The 13,830-nt window shown below is 64.0% G+C and carries 12 protein-coding genes; 1 reads left to right on the top strand and 11 read right to left on the bottom strand.

Annotation, left to right across the window (positions count from 1 at the left end):
* Positions 1 to 266: 266 nt before the first annotated feature.
* From der to ndk, 8 genes are all read right to left on the bottom strand, one after another.
* On the bottom strand, positions 267 to 1,667 hold the full coding sequence (gene der, locus ACFSJC_RS15995; protein WP_386028140.1) for a ribosome biogenesis GTPase Der: 1,401 nt from the start codon (positions 1,665 to 1,667) through the stop codon (positions 267 to 269).
* Between the two features lie 5 nt (positions 1,668 to 1,672).
* The gene (gene bamB, locus ACFSJC_RS15990) at positions 1,673 to 2,959 is read right to left on the bottom strand and encodes an outer membrane protein assembly factor BamB (RefSeq protein ID WP_386028138.1); all 1,287 of its coding nucleotides are present in this window, start codon (positions 2,957 to 2,959) and stop codon (positions 1,673 to 1,675) included.
* Positions 2,960 to 2,979: 20 nt separating this feature from the next.
* Positions 2,980 to 3,606: a YfgM family protein gene (locus ACFSJC_RS15985; RefSeq protein WP_386028136.1), complete on the bottom strand. Its 627-nt coding sequence runs from the start codon at positions 3,604 to 3,606 to the stop codon at positions 2,980 to 2,982.
* Positions 3,607 to 3,752: 146 nt separating this feature from the next.
* Positions 3,753 to 5,027, bottom strand: coding sequence for a histidine--tRNA ligase (gene hisS / locus ACFSJC_RS15980; RefSeq protein ID WP_386028135.1), 1,275 nt, complete (start codon positions 5,025 to 5,027; stop codon positions 3,753 to 3,755).
* 49 nt (positions 5,028 to 5,076) lie between these two features.
* Positions 5,077 to 6,042 carry a helix-turn-helix domain-containing protein gene (locus ACFSJC_RS15975; protein ID WP_386028134.1) on the bottom strand — a complete coding sequence of 322 codons (966 nt, stop codon included), beginning with the start codon at positions 6,040 to 6,042 and terminating at the stop codon, positions 5,077 to 5,079.
* Positions 6,043 to 6,056: 14 nt separating this feature from the next.
* On the bottom strand, positions 6,057 to 6,851 hold the full coding sequence (gene pilW, locus ACFSJC_RS15970; protein ID WP_386028132.1) for a type IV pilus biogenesis/stability protein PilW: 795 nt from the start codon (positions 6,849 to 6,851) through the stop codon (positions 6,057 to 6,059).
* On the bottom strand, positions 6,848 to 7,945 hold the full coding sequence (gene rlmN / locus ACFSJC_RS15965) for a dual-specificity RNA methyltransferase RlmN (RefSeq protein WP_386028131.1): 1,098 nt from the start codon (positions 7,943 to 7,945) through the stop codon (positions 6,848 to 6,850). The genes pilW and rlmN overlap by 4 nt, the downstream gene beginning before the upstream one ends.
* Positions 7,946 to 7,957: 12 nt before the next feature.
* Positions 7,958 to 8,386 carry a nucleoside-diphosphate kinase gene (ndk, locus tag ACFSJC_RS15960; protein WP_386028129.1) on the bottom strand — a complete coding sequence of 143 codons (429 nt, stop codon included), beginning with the start codon at positions 8,384 to 8,386 and terminating at the stop codon, positions 7,958 to 7,960.
* A gap of 274 nt (positions 8,387 to 8,660) precedes the next feature.
* Between ndk and ACFSJC_RS15955 the strand changes: the two genes are divergently transcribed.
* The gene (locus tag ACFSJC_RS15955) at positions 8,661 to 9,620 is read left to right on the top strand and encodes an acetyltransferase (RefSeq protein WP_386028127.1); all 960 of its coding nucleotides are present in this window, start codon (positions 8,661 to 8,663) and stop codon (positions 9,618 to 9,620) included.
* A 14-nt stretch (positions 9,621 to 9,634) separates the two neighbouring features.
* On the opposite strand, the gene ACFSJC_RS15950 is transcribed toward ACFSJC_RS15955, so the two are convergent.
* From ACFSJC_RS15950 to ACFSJC_RS15940, 3 genes are all read right to left on the bottom strand, one after another.
* On the bottom strand, positions 9,635 to 10,189 hold the full coding sequence (locus tag ACFSJC_RS15950; protein WP_386028126.1) for a L,D-transpeptidase family protein: 555 nt from the start codon (positions 10,187 to 10,189) through the stop codon (positions 9,635 to 9,637).
* A gap of 69 nt (positions 10,190 to 10,258) precedes the next feature.
* Complete coding sequence (locus tag ACFSJC_RS15945) at positions 10,259 to 11,530, bottom strand: alpha-amylase family glycosyl hydrolase (protein ID WP_386028124.1); 1,272 nt, start codon at positions 11,528 to 11,530, stop codon at positions 10,259 to 10,261.
* Positions 11,531 to 11,588: 58 nt separating this feature from the next.
* On the bottom strand, positions 11,589 to 13,685 hold the full coding sequence (locus ACFSJC_RS15940) for a glycogen synthase (protein ID WP_386028122.1): 2,097 nt from the start codon (positions 13,683 to 13,685) through the stop codon (positions 11,589 to 11,591).
* Positions 13,686 to 13,830 lie beyond the last annotated feature (145 nt).

The following is a 13,830-nucleotide window of genomic DNA, read 5'->3' as shown; positions in this document are numbered from 1 at the left end:
ATCGACCCGTATCCGGACTTTCAGTCCGTAGCTTCAACCCACCAGCTTTAGCTGGTGGTTGTTGAGTCGCACTTCGAACACCGGAGATGCGAATAAATTCGCACCTACGAAAATTGGGAAGCTGTTGTTCGCGGGGGCCGAAGCAGGAGCTTCGGCATCAGAGTCCACAGCTTCCTTGCTGTCGACACTCCCGCCAGCCATTTGCCTGACCCTCTCGGGATCCGAACGTATGACCGGCGTCGGCGGGATGTCTCTGGCCGCTGGTCTCAGCGCTTGCGGTTGGTGAATTTCTTCAGGCGATCGCGGTGTTTGATCTGACGCTCGGTCAGTTGATTGCGCTTGCCCTGGAAGGGGTTGCTGCCGCTTTTGAACTCCAGTCGCAAGGGCGTGCCGAGTAGGTTGAGTGCCTTGCGGAAGCGGTTGATGAGGTAGCGCCGATAGGTCTCGGGGACGTCTTCGGTCTGGTTGCCGTGGATCACGATGATCGGCGGGTTGCGTCCGCCCTGGTGGGCATAGCGCAGCTTGATGCGGCGTCCTCTGACCAATGGGGGCTGATGCTCCTGAACTGCGGATTCGAGCAGACGGGTCAGTTCCGGTGTGGAGAGGTTGCGGGTGGCATTGGCGTAGGCCTTGTCGACCTCGTCGAGCAACAGTCCGACCCCGCTGCCGTGCAAGGCCGAGACCAGATGCAGTTTGGCGAAGTCGAGGAAGGCGAGCTTACGCGAGAACTGTTCGCGGACGTGCTCGCGCTCGTCGGGCTGGAGTCCGTCCCATTTGTTGATGGCGACGACCAGCGCACGTCCGCTCTCGATGATGTGACCGGCGAGGGTCGCGTCCTGTTCGCCGACACCCTCGTGGGCATCGATCACCAGGATGACGACGTTCGACTCCTCGATCGCCTGCAGCGTCTTGATGACGCTGAACTTCTCGATGGCGTCCTGGACGCGCGCCCGGCGTCGCAGTCCGGCGGTGTCGATCAGGGTATAGCGACGTCCCAGTCGCTCGAAGGGGATGAAGATGCTGTCGCGCGTGGTGCCGGGGCTGTCGAAGGTCACCAGGCGTTCTTCGCCGAGCAGACGGTTGATGAGGGTCGATTTGCCCGCGTTGGGGCGTCCGACCAGGGCGACTCGGATGCCCTGATCGTCCTCGGCGGTCTCGTCCGTCTCGTCCGTGTCGATCGGTAACTGAGCGAAGACGTGGTCGATCAGCTTGTTTACGCCGAGGCCCTGGGTGGCCGAGACGGCCCAGGGGTCGCCGAGTCCCAACTGGTGGAAGTCTGCGACGGCCAGGTTGGGGTCCGTGGTGTCGCTTTTGTTGACCACCAGTGTGATGGGTTTGCCGAGGCGGCGGAGCCGCTGGACGATCTCGATGTCTTCCGGTGTGGCCCCGTCCTTCGCGTCGACCAGGAAGAACAGGTGGTCTGCCTCCTCGATGGCGCGCTGGACCTGGCGCTCCATCAGCGCCTCGACGCCCTCGGCAGCGGTGCCGATACCGCCGGTGTCCACGATGATGTAGGGTCCGGGGCCGACGCGGCCGATGCCGTACTGACGATCGCGGGTCAGGCCGGGGAAGTCGGCTACGAGGGCGTCCCGGGTGCGGGTCAGCCGGTTGAACAGGGTCGACTTGCCGACGTTGGGGCGGCCGATGAGGGTGATGACGGGTAACATGTGATTTATGGCGCCTGACTCGATGCCTTGGCTGCGCTCGCCGCATCGGCCGGGGAGGCAGCTGTGGGTCGCGAGGTGGCCGCTGGGGTGGTTGGCCGTGTGGCCGAATTCATGGTTTGGCCGATGCGAAGCGCGGCGATGGTGCCATCCTCCGCATAGACGTAGAGGCGGCCGTCGGCATAGAGCGGACGGGCGGTGATGCCTGCCTTGGCGATCCGGGTGCGTCCCAGGATCCGCCCATCGCCCTTATCCAGAAGATGCAGATAACCGTCCAGGTCGCCGACCGCGACCAGATTGCCGACGAGTGTCGGTGCGGTGAGCCTGCGATGGAGCAGTTGATCCTGCTTCCAGCGGCCGCTGCCGTCCGCCAGGTTGGCGCCCCAGACCTGATCCTCGGAATCCGTCACGAAAAGCCCCGTTTGGTCTGCGGCCAGTCCGGCATGGGCGGACAGGTCGCGACGCCAGAGGACATCGCCGGTTGCCGTGTCGACGGCGGCCAGGTCGCCATGGTAGGAGCCGACGTAGAGCGTTCCGCCGACCAGGATCGGGTCCGCGTCGATATCCGCGATGCGCGCGAGCTCGGAGCGGCCGCTCGGCCGGGTGACGACGACCTCCCACAAGGGGGCGCCATCCTTGGGATCGAGCATGATCAGCTTACCGCCCGAGAGGCCGACGCTGATACCGGTGGGCGTGACCACTGGGGTGCTGCTTCCGCGCAGGGTCAGCACCGGTGCCGGATAGCTGGTCCGCCAGAGTTCCTTGCCGGTGGCGGCATCGATGCCGAAGATGCTGTCGTCGAGCGTGTGCACGACGATTCGACCGTCGCCGACGAAGCGCGGCTCGGACAGCACCTCGCTCGCGAGCGTCGCGCGCCAGTGCTCTTTGCCGTCGGCGGTGGCGAGCGCGACCAACTCGCCCTGGCTGGTGCCCAGGATCAAGGTGTCGCCGGAGACGTCGGGTCCGCCGCTGAAATTCAGGCGGGTCTCGATCTTCCAGAGTTCGCGTCCGCTGTCGGCGGCGAGTGCGACCACCCGTCCACGCGAGTCGGCGAGATAGAGACGTCCGCCTGCGAGTGCCGGAACCAGATAGAGGCGCCGGCCATCGCTGCCGTGGGTCGGTCGTTCCGACCAGAGGCGGTCGATGGCGACCTCTTGGACGATTTTGGTCAGCTTGGTCGGGGGCGTCGGATCCTTCTCCTGACCCAACCAGGGAATGACGCCACAGCCGCTCAGCATGCCTGTTGTCAGGAGGATGCCGAGCAGCGAAGTCAGCGATCTGAGTTGGAATCCCATGGACTGTGCCCCTAATGTGATTAGCTGGCCGAAGGGAGGTTGTCGAGCTTGAGACGCACGAGCTGGGACAGCCCGGTGCCCTTGTCGATCGCCTCCTCATAGGCGGCGCGGGCCTTCGCAGTGTCGCCACGCGCCAACGCCAGATCGCCACGCACGGCCGCGAAGTCTCCGGCGAAGGCGGGGCTGTCATCGTATTTGGCGATGAGCTTCTCGGCCGCGTCGAGTGTGTTCTCGGCCACCTGGATGCGCGCGAGACGCAGCGCGGCGATGCGGGCGATGGCCGGGTCCGGGGCGTCGGCGATCACGGTTTCGAGTGCGGCGATCGCTTCGTTGGTCTTGCCATCCTCGTACAGGGTTTTGGCGGAGACCAGTGACCCCAGTGCGGCATAGGGCGTGGAGCCATAGTCGTCGTGCAGCGTTTGCGTCTGCGCGGCGACCGTCTCGGCGGTGCCGACCCTGGTTTCGTTCAGGAGCACCTCGAAGGCGTTGGAGGCCATGGCCGCTTGGTCCGCTTGGTAGCCGACCCAGTAGCGCCAGCCGTAGATCACGCCGATGCCGATCACGGCACCAGCGATCACGGACAGACCATTGTCCTTCCACCATGTCTTGATGGCTTCGACCTTTTCATCATCGGTTTCGTAAGACACAGACTTCTCCGTCGGGCGAAATCGGCACTGGAGGGTGCCGGTGGTCGATTCGGATGCGCGCCGGCCGAAACGGCCGAACGATCGGTGCGCACTATTGGATTCAGGGTCGAGCCGCCAAGGCTGGCGGCTCGACCGGGGGTTCGGTGTCAGTCGCGCTGCGTGAGCTGCTCGGAGAGAAAGGCCGCGAGCGCCTCGAATCCGAGCTCGCACTGCTCGCTGTCGTCGCGTAGCGGCTTGACGCCGAGGGTGTTGCGCGCCAGCTCATCCTCGCCCAGTACGAGCGCGAATCGTGCGCCGCTCTTGTCGGCCTTCTTGAACTGGCTCTTGAAGCTGCCGCCGCCGCAGTGCGTCAACAGGCGCAGTTGCGGGACGGCGTCGCGCAGACGTTCGGCGAGCAATGGCGCCGCGCTCTGGGCCGCATCGCCGACCGCGACCAGATAGGCATCGACCGATGCCTCGGTGCTGTGACCGGCGAGACTCATGAGCTCGACCAGGCGCTCGACCCCCATCGCGAAGCCGAAGGCCGGGGTGGGGCGCCCGCCGAGCTGCTCGACCAAACCGTCGTAACGGCCGCCGGCGCAGACGGTGCCCTGGGCGCCCAGGTCTTCGGTGATCCACTCGAAGACGGTTCGGTTGTAATAGTCGAGACCGCGCACCAGGCGCGGGTTGACGCGGTAGGCGACGTCGGCCTCGTCCAGTCCCTGGCGGATGTGCTCGAAGTGGCTGCGCGTTTCCTCGCCCAGATACTCCATCAGGGTCGGTGCGTCGGCGACGATCTGCTGGGTTTGCGGGTTCTTGGAGTCCAGAACGCGCAGCGGATTGGTATGCAGACGCTTGAGGCTGTCCGCGTCGAGTTGGTCGGCGTGGGCGCTCAGATAGGCGATGAGCTGCTCGCGGTAGACGAGTCGCTCGGCGTTATCGCCCAAGGTGTTGATTTCGAGTCTGAAGCTGTCGAACCCGAGCAGGCGCCAGAGGCGCGCGGTGAGCAGCAGCAGCTCCAGGTCGATGTCCGGTCCGGCGAGACCGAACGCCTCGACGCCGATCTGGTGGAATTGTCGGTAGCGTCCGCGCTGTGGGCGTTCGTAGCGGAACATGGGACCGCGATACCAGAGACGCTGCGGCTGCACCAGCAGACCGTGCTCGATGGCCGCGCGCACGCAGCTCGCCGTGCCTTCCGGGCGCAGGCTCAGGCTGTCGCCGTTGCGGTCCTCGAAGCTGTACATCTCCTTTTCGACGATGTCGGTGACCTCGCCGATCGAGCGCTTGAAGAGATCGGTGACCTCGACCAGCGGGGTGCGGATTTCCGCATAGCCGTAGGCGGAGAGGACTTGGCGCGCGGTGTCTTCGAGTCGATGCCAGAGCGCGATGCGCTCCGGCAGAATGTCGTGCATCCCGCGGATCGCTTGGATGTTTTTGCTCATGCTGGATATGTCGAGAATCTATTGGGATGCGAGGATCCGGGGCTGATCATTAGGGCGTGGTCGGATCCAGCGAGAAGCGGGCGACATTTCCGCGCGCGCGCGACTCGATGTCGAATGGCTTGTCGCCGATCGTCATTCGGGTCGCGGCCGCGTTGCCGATCACGAGCTTGTAGGGCGGCTCTCCGGTGAGGACGCGTCGTTCGCCTTCGCCCATCTCGCCGTTCAGCACGACCTTGCCCTTGGCGTCGCGTACGTCGATCCAGGTGGTGCCCGTGAATTCGAGCACGACCTCTGGAGGACCCGTCTTTTCGGGCGGAGCCTCTTCCGCTTGGGTGGCGGGGGCGGGCGCCTCGGTGTCGGCTTCGGCCTGCGTCGTCGATTGGGCGGCGGTTGGGGGTTCCTCTGCCGCCGCTGTCGAGGCGGGCGTCGGCTCCAGTGTCCGCAGCGGTATCGTGTCTGGCGGGACCTGGGTATCGGAGTCTTGCGGCGCCTCCTCTTCGGGCTGTTCGGCGGTCTCTACGTTGCCAGAAGTGGGCGTGGCGTCGGTGTTCTCGGTGTCGGCTAGACCGTCCGCTGTGGATTCGACTGCCGTCTTCTGTTGGCCTTGCCACCAGAAGGCGGCGCCGGCCGCGCCTCCGCCGATCAGGGCCAGGATGACGATCCATGCCCAAGGTCCGCCGGAGCGGCGTGGCTTGTGAGAGACGATGGCTGGGCTGGTGTGCTGCGCGTAGTCCGGGAGACTGGCCCGGTAGGCGGCCACGATGGGATCCGGGTCCGCGCCGAGCAGACGAGCGTAATTTTTGAGGTAGCCGGCGATGAAGACCGGGGGCGGCAGGTTTTCGTAACGGTCCTGCTCCAACGCCTCGACGACGCCGCGTTGAAGGTGCAGTTGGGCGATGACGCGTTCGATCTCGATGCCGCGCGATTCCCGCAGTTCACGCAGCCTGCGGCCGGGGCCCTGGGAGAGTTCTGCCGGATTCTGGTTGCCCGATTGGAGGTCTTGCGACGGATTCATGACAACTGGTGTTCCTAAATCTCTTTGGTTTTGGGGGCGACAGGGAAATTCTGTTTGAGCGCCTTTTCGTAGTATCTGGCGCGCGTGTTGTTCCCTAGGCGGCGTTCAACCTGAATCCCGACGGTGAGGGCCGTGTAGGAGGTGCCGGGGGTGCGTATGGTTCCCTTATCGAAATAGCGGTCGAGATAGCCCTTGGCCGCCTTGGCGTCGCCCCGCTTGAAGGCGGCTTCGGCCATTTTGACCAATGCCGGTCCGAAGTTCGGATTGGCCCGGATGGCGTCTCGATAGTAGCCTTCCGCCTTCGCGTTGTCCCCGGACGCGGTGGCGCAATTGCCGGCGTTGGTCATGGCCATCCAGGGCGTGGTGTAAAGCGGGTTCTCAAGCGCCTTGTTGAAATAGGTGTCGGCCTCGGCATAGCGTTTCTGCCGGCACTGGAAGGCGGCGTAGGCGCTCAGGATATCCGAGTTTTTGGGGGCGAGATCGACGGCCTTCTCGTAATGATCCATGGCGAGGTCTTCCTTGCCGATTTCCTCGTAGAGGAAGGCGATCCACACCTGGGCGCGCGCGTAGCGCCGGTCCGCGTCGATCGCCTGCTGGGCGCGGCGGAAGGCGACCTCGATCTGGCCGCGCGCATAATATTCCTCGGCCATTCGCACATAGAGTTCGGCTGGGCTGTCCTGGGGATCCAGTCCGAGTTCGTCGTCGTGCTGCTGCGTGCCCAGGCCCGAGCAGGCGCCAAGCAACCAACAGAGGCCGATCACGATCAGCGGTCTTTGAATCAATCTGGACCTCGCATCCAGCGCGATCATCGCAGAGCCTCCATGCGGCCGTCTTCGACCTGGATGCGTCCGAGCCGGCGCGTGCGATCCTCGACGCGTCCGACGAGCTGACCGCAGGCGGCTGAGATCTCGTCGCCGCGCGTCTTGCGCGTCATGGCGAAGATCCCGGCGCGGGTCAGGCGCACGCGGAACGCCTCGATGCGCTCCGGCGGCGAGGTTCCGAAGTCGTTTCCGGGGAAGGGGTTGAACGGAATCAGGTTGAGCTTCGAGGGGACGCCTTCGAGCAGCCGGATCAGCTGCTTGGCGTGGGCGATGCTGTCGTTGACGCCGTCCAGCATGACGTATTCCCAGGTCACCTTGCGGCGTTTGTCGTTGGCGATATAGGCCTTGCAGGCCGGGATGAGCTCCGCCAGCGGATATTTGCGGTTGATCGGTACGAGACGGTCGCGCAGCTCGTCGTTCGGCGCGTGCAGAGAGACGGCGAGCGAGACGTCGCTGACCTCGCGCAGCCGGTAGATGTTGGGGACGATGCCCGAGGTGCTGAGGGTAACGCGCTGCTTGGCCAGCATGTAGGCCAGGTCGTCCTGCATGATGTCCATGGCCTTGACCGCCGCCTCGAAATTGGCGAGCGGTTCGCCCATGCCCATCATCACCACGTTGGTCGGCGCCGAGCCGAGTTGGCGGGCCGCATGCCAGACCTGACCGATGATCTCGGCGACGGTGAGGTTGCGGTTGAAGCCTTGGCTGGCGGTGGCGCAGAAGGCGCAGTCCAGCGCGCAACCGACTTGAGAGGAGACGCAGATGGTGCTGCGCTTGCCCTCGGGGATGAAGACGGTCTCGATACGCTGGCCGTCGGCGAGCTCCATGACCCATTTGGTGGTTCCGTCCTCGGACGGATGATCGGCAATGATGCGCGGCAGATAGATTTCTACCGCGCCGCGCAATGCCTCGCGCAACCGCTTGGGCACATCGGTCATGGCGTCATAGTCGGTGACACCATGCTTATGGATCCACTTGAAGAGGTTGCGCCCATGAAAGGCCTTGAAACCGAGGTCGACGACCAGCGCCTCGCAGTCGGCGAGGTCGAGGTCCAGCAGATTCGGCCTGGTTTCGTTGGCGATCATGGTGTTCCTCGATCAGCGGGTGCGGGGGCAGAGCCCTTCGGGGAAGAAGAAGGCGATCTCGGTGGCTGCGTTCTCGGCAGAGTCGGAGCCGTGTGCCGCGTTCTCGGTGAAGGAGTCGGCGAAGTCGGCGCGGATGGTGCCGGGGGCTGCGTCGGCCGGGTTGGTCGCGCCCATGATCTCACGATTTTTGGCCACGGCGTTCTCGCCTTCCAGCACCTGGACCATGACCGGACCGGAGATCATGAAATCGACCAGTTCGTCGAAGAAGGGCTTGCCCTGATGGATGGCGTAGAAAGCCGACGCTTGCTCACGGCTCATGTGCATCATGCGCGCGGCGACGATGCGCAGTCCGGCCGACTCGAAACGGCCGAGGATGGCGCCGATCGCGTTCTTGGCGACGGCGTTGGGTTTGATGATGGACAGCGTGCACTCGATAGCCATGGTGGCTCCTGCTAAAGGCGTGATTGGTGAGGGGTGGATATAGGGAGGCGAAGGGATCCCCCGTAGAGAAATACGGGTCGTGTGGAAACCATCTGCTTCAGTATAAGTCAACCCATAAGTCTAACGACAGCGGCATGCCCCGGCAATGGGGCGTTGATCGCGTCCGTCAGGTCGATCGGGTTGCGCTTGCGCAAGCGGTTCTTCGTGCCGATCGGCACCTTGGGCGATAATGATCCGCTGCGATTTCAATCCATCGATACATTCGACACCCACCATGCAACATTTCGACGTTTTCAATGGGGATGCAGACGGCCTCTGCGCCCTGCAGCAGCTGCGTTTGGCCGAGCCCCGCGACAGCATGCTCGTGACCGGCCCGAAGCGCGAGATCGACCTGCTCGCACGCGTGCCCTCCGGCGCCGCCGGCAGTGTGACCGTGCTCGATGTTTCGATGGAAAAGAATCGGACCGCCTTGGATCGATTGCTGGCCGAAGGGGTTTCGGTGACCTACTTCGACCATCACTTCCCCGGCGAGATCCCGTCCCATTCCGCGCTATCCACGCATATCGAGACGCTTCCGGACAAGGGAACGAGTCTGTTGGTGGACGACTATCTCGCCGGCCGTCACCGCGCCTGGGCGGTGGTAGGAACCTTCGGTGACAACTTCGAGCGTGCCGCCCGGCGCGCGGTCGAGCCACTGGCGCTGGAGGCGGAGGCGGTCGAACGGCTCCGTCAGCTGGGTATCCTGCTCAACTACAACGGCTATGGGGCCAGGGTCGAGGATCTGCACTACGCGCCCGACGATCTCTTTCGTCGTCTGCAGCCCTATGCCGACCCGCTCGATTTCGTCGCCGAGGATGACGCCTTTCGTGCGTTGCTCGACGGCTATCAGAGCGACATGGCGCAGGTCGGCTCGCTACGAGCGGATTTCGAAGACGACGCACATCGTCTCTTCATCCTGCCGGGCGAGCCCTGGGCTCGGCGTGCCAGCGGAGTCTTCGCCAACGATCTGGCCCAACAGGACCCGGGGCGCGCGCACGCCATCCTGACACGGCTCGCCGATGCCTCCTTCCTGGTGAGCGTTCGGGCGCCGATTACGCGACCGACCGGTGCCGACGACCTCTGTCGTCAGTTCGCGACGGGTGGGGGACGCAAAGCCGCAGCTGGAATCAACCGGCTTCCCGAATCGGACTACGACCGTTTCGTCGATGCCTTCCGGGCTGCGTTTCGGCCCTGATCGCCGTCCGGCCATCATCGGGTTACGGTAACCGGATCCCCGATCTGCAATCGCTCGAAGAAGAATCGGGCGTCCGGCTCTCCGACCCGCACGCATCCATGAGAGTCCGGATAGCCCGGTAGCCAACCTTCGTGCAGAAAGTAGTTGCCGTGGAACTGGATGGCGTAAGGCATCCAGGCCTGCATGCCGAGCTGGTTGGTATAGCGCGAGGAGACCTTGTCCTCGTCCTTGCTCAGCACTGCGAACTGTCCGGTGGGGGTCGGAGATCCGGCCGCACCGGAGGAGATGGGGCCGGTACGGACGGTTTCGCCGTCCTCCGAGTATTTAAAGGTTTGATCCGCGAGCGAGATCACCAAGGCGCGTTTTTTGACGGTGGAGGGATCCGCCGCCGGCTCGCTCGTGGTGTCCGTTGGGCTGGACGGCTGGCGGTCTTGAGCGGGTTGCTCAGTCTGCTGGACGGCGGCTTCGGGAGGCTGTCTCTCCGGGGCGCGGCGCTCGGGAGCGCCGGCGCAGGCGGCGAGGATCAGCGGTAGGAGGATGACGGCGAGCGGGGCTTTGCATCGGGGCATGGCGCTCCCTCTGAACGACAACGGATGATCTGACTATAGTCCGGCGTCGGCCCTTGGGGGCGCGATGGGTCAGTCCTCCGTGGTGACCAGGATGCGTCCCATCCCCGGAGCCAGGTCGAACTCGAACGGCGTCGGGAGAAAGTCCATCGTCCATTCCGGTGATAGATCCTTCAGGGCGCGCGGCCGCATAAGGTGGTCGTAGAGATTCTCGACCCGCAGAGACTGACGGTTCCAGGGGTCCTTGTTCAGCGCCAGGAGCGCCTCTTCGTCGCCGTCGGCAAGACGCTTGTGCAGCAGCAGCACCGCCGGATTGGACGTCTCGATCGCCGTGATCGGACCCTCGCTGCTCAAGACCGGATGGCTGTCCTTGATGCGGTTGATCTGGGTGATGAATGGGGTCAGGTCGAGGTTCGGAGACTCCCAGTGGTTCGGCCGGGTGTTGACCACGTCGAGCCGGCCGCGAAATCCGTATTCGAACCCCATGGGGATCATGACGCCGGTCGCGAAGAGCGCGGCGAAGAAATAGCGTTGCCGCATGGCGTGCGGATTGTCGCCCGACTCGCTGAACAGTCGCTCGGTATCGTGGCTCTCCGGAAAGCTGATCGAGGGAACCTGATCGCGGGTTGCCGCATATTGATCGAGCAGCCAGTCGTCGGAGAAATCCCACCATTTGGAACTGTTGAAGATGGCGTCGAATCCGGCCCCTGCGGTGCTGCGCGTCTGCTCGGGCGAGCAGCCCAGCGTTTCGGCGACGAAGACGGTTCGCGGGTGTTTGCGTCGGATCCGCGCGATCAGCGTCTCCCAGGTGGATGTGGGGAGCTGATAGGCCGCGTCGCAGCGAAAGCCCGTGAATCCGAGATCGATCAGATGCTCGACCAGTTCGACGCAATAGTCGAGGAGCGCGTCGCGGTTGCGCGAGTCTGCGTGATCGAACTGAGCCAGATCGCGCCAGACGACGCGGGTGCCGTCTTCCTCGACGCAGAATGGGTTGGCGACCTTCTTTCCGTCGCGCACGAACCAATCGGCGTGCCGTTTCACCAGGGGCGAATCGATCGCGCAGTGATTGATGACCAGATCGATCATGACCGAGAGACCCAGGCATTCGGCCTTTGCAATCATGTCCCGCACCTGGCCGTCCGGCGATCTTGCGGATGTCGGATCGAGAAAGTCGGGATCGATCGCGAAATAGTCGGCGATCGAATAGAGGCTGCCGGAACGGCCGGTGCGCTGGATCGGGTTGACGAAGATCCAGTCGAACCCCATGGCGGCGGCACGGCTCAGGTGCGGATCCCAGTCCCCGAGAGGTCCGGCGAGACGCGGGAAGAGGTTGTATAGCTTCATTGGCAAATGGGGCGCCCTGGTGATTCTGTGTCAGTGTCGAGTGCTGGGCGCGAGGCGCTCAGGCGTCGCGGATATAGTCGTAGATGTTCAGATAATCCTGGCCTGGGATGTTCCACGAATAGTCGGATCGCATGGCGTTCACCATGAGTTCGCGGAAGTGGGTGGGGAAGTCGTTGTAGCAGGCGATGGCGCGGCCCAGTGCCGATTCCAGACCGGGGTTGTCGTAGTCCTTGAAGACGTAGCCGTTGCGTTCGTGCAGCGGGCGCGGCGAATAATCCTTGTCGAAGACGGTATCCGCCAGTCCGCCGACGGCGCGCACTACGGGGATGGTGCCGTAGCGTAGGGCGATAAGCTGGGTCAGTCCGCAGGGCTCGAAGCGACTCGGCACCAGCATCATGTCGGCACCTGCGTAGATGAGGTGCGACAGATCCTCGTCGAATCCGATCTCCAGATGACAGTCCGGGCTGTCGTTCAGCATCTGTTTGAGGCCCCAGAAGTCGGCGTTGATACGTTCGTCGGGGCTCGATCCCAACAGCACGAACTGGGCGCCGCGTTCCAGGGTATGGAAGATGGCGTGACGGACCAGGTCCAGTCCCTTCTGCGGGTCGAGTCTGCCGATGAAGGCGACGATCGCCTTCTCGTTTTCGGCCAGCATCAGACGGTGACGCAGCGCGCGCTTGTTGTCGTATTTGCGCTCGATGGAGTCGAGCCCGTACTGGACTGGGATGTGGCGGTCGATCTCGGGGTTCCAGACGTCGTAGTCGATGCCGTTGATCACGCCGCCGTACTTGATGTGATGGGTGTGCAGGGTGGGCTCCAGCCCGAATCCCTGGCCCTGATCCTTGGTCTCGTAGGCATAGCGGGGCGAGACGGTGGTGACGAAGTTCGAATAGACGATGCCGCCCTTGAGCAGATTCAGTGCCTGGCGGTAGCGCTTGTCGCCCATGCGCGTCTGGTCGAGGAAATGCTCGGGGCGGTGCAGTCCGGTGGCGGTCAGCACCTCCAGGCCGGTGACGCCCTGGTGAGCGAAGTTGTGGATGGTCAGACAGACGCGCGGGTGCGTCATGCCCATCGGTTGGTAGAACTCGTAGAGGAATACGGGGACCAGTGACGTCTGCCAGTCGTGACAGTGGATGATGTCCGGGTGCTTGCCCGACTTCCAGAGAAACTCCATCGCGGCGCGCGAGAAGAAGGCATAACGTAGGATGTCGTCCTTGAAGCCGTAGATGCTGGGACGATTGAAGAAGTTGTCCTGCGAATGGGGCTCGATGAAGAAGCACTTGCGTCCGTGGACGAACCCGAAATAGACGGTGCAGTGGATGGCGGCGCCATACCAGGGCACCCAAAGATCCTTATAGACCTCGTGCAGATCATGGATCTGGTCGTAACGCATGGATGCGTATTTGGGCAGGATGATCTCGACATGGTTGCCGCGAATCGCCAGTTCGCGCGAGAGCCCGAACACCACGTCGGCAAGACCGCCCACCTTCGCCACGCCTGCCAGCTCCGGCGTGATATGGACGATGAAGAGGCTCGGGCGCGCGGGTGGTGCGGGTTCCGGTGCCGGTTGAGGTTCTGGCCCGGCAAGCGGTTCGGGTTCGGTCGCGTTCGGCAGCTCGGCTGGGACGGGCTGTTCCCATCGCTCATTGGTTGGGTTGGGCGCAGTTGGCGACTCGGGGAGCGGCATGACCGATTCGGGCGTCGTCAGCCCTTGGTCGATCAATGCGATCGGTTCTGGGGGCATCTTTAGGGCGGCCGATTCGGTTGCGGATACCAGGGGCGTTTCCGTGTGTGGGGGCGTCTCTGAGGGGGCCGCGAGGGCCTTCGTGTCCGGCAGGGTGTTCCGTGCGGGCTTCTTCTGCTCGGATGGCGTCGGTGTCGGCGGCGTCGCCGCCTCGGGCTTCTTGGGTGCCTTGGCGCGTTTCGGCGCGGTCGTCCGCGAGGATTTGGGCGGGGCTATCTTGGTTTGAGCGCGAGCGGGCGCGTTCGCGTCGGGCGATGATTTCGAACCCTTTGATGCCTCGGAGAGCGTCGAGGCGGTCGGCGCCGCGTCGACCGGTTCGGTTCCGAGCGTCTCGGGTGGATTGAGGGCCTCGCCGCTTACGTCGGGCCGCGTGTTCTGTCTCTGTTTGGATCCAGTCGGCTTCTTCGCCATTCGCTCTATTCCTGCCAGCGCAGTATTCGTTACATGCCGCTCGTTTGGGTGAACCATGGGGCCGAATGTCGGCCCCATGGCCACGATCAATGCATCCTAACTACCCGTTTCCCGTTCATTTTGCAACGCGTAGCCGGCAGGTCGG

The organism is Thiorhodococcus fuscus (assembly GCF_042682685.1).
Classification (GTDB): domain Bacteria; phylum Pseudomonadota; class Gammaproteobacteria; order Chromatiales; family Chromatiaceae; genus Imhoffiella; species Imhoffiella fuscus.
Note: the sequence above shows the minus strand (reverse complement) of the source record. Positions and strands in the feature narration are given on the sequence as shown.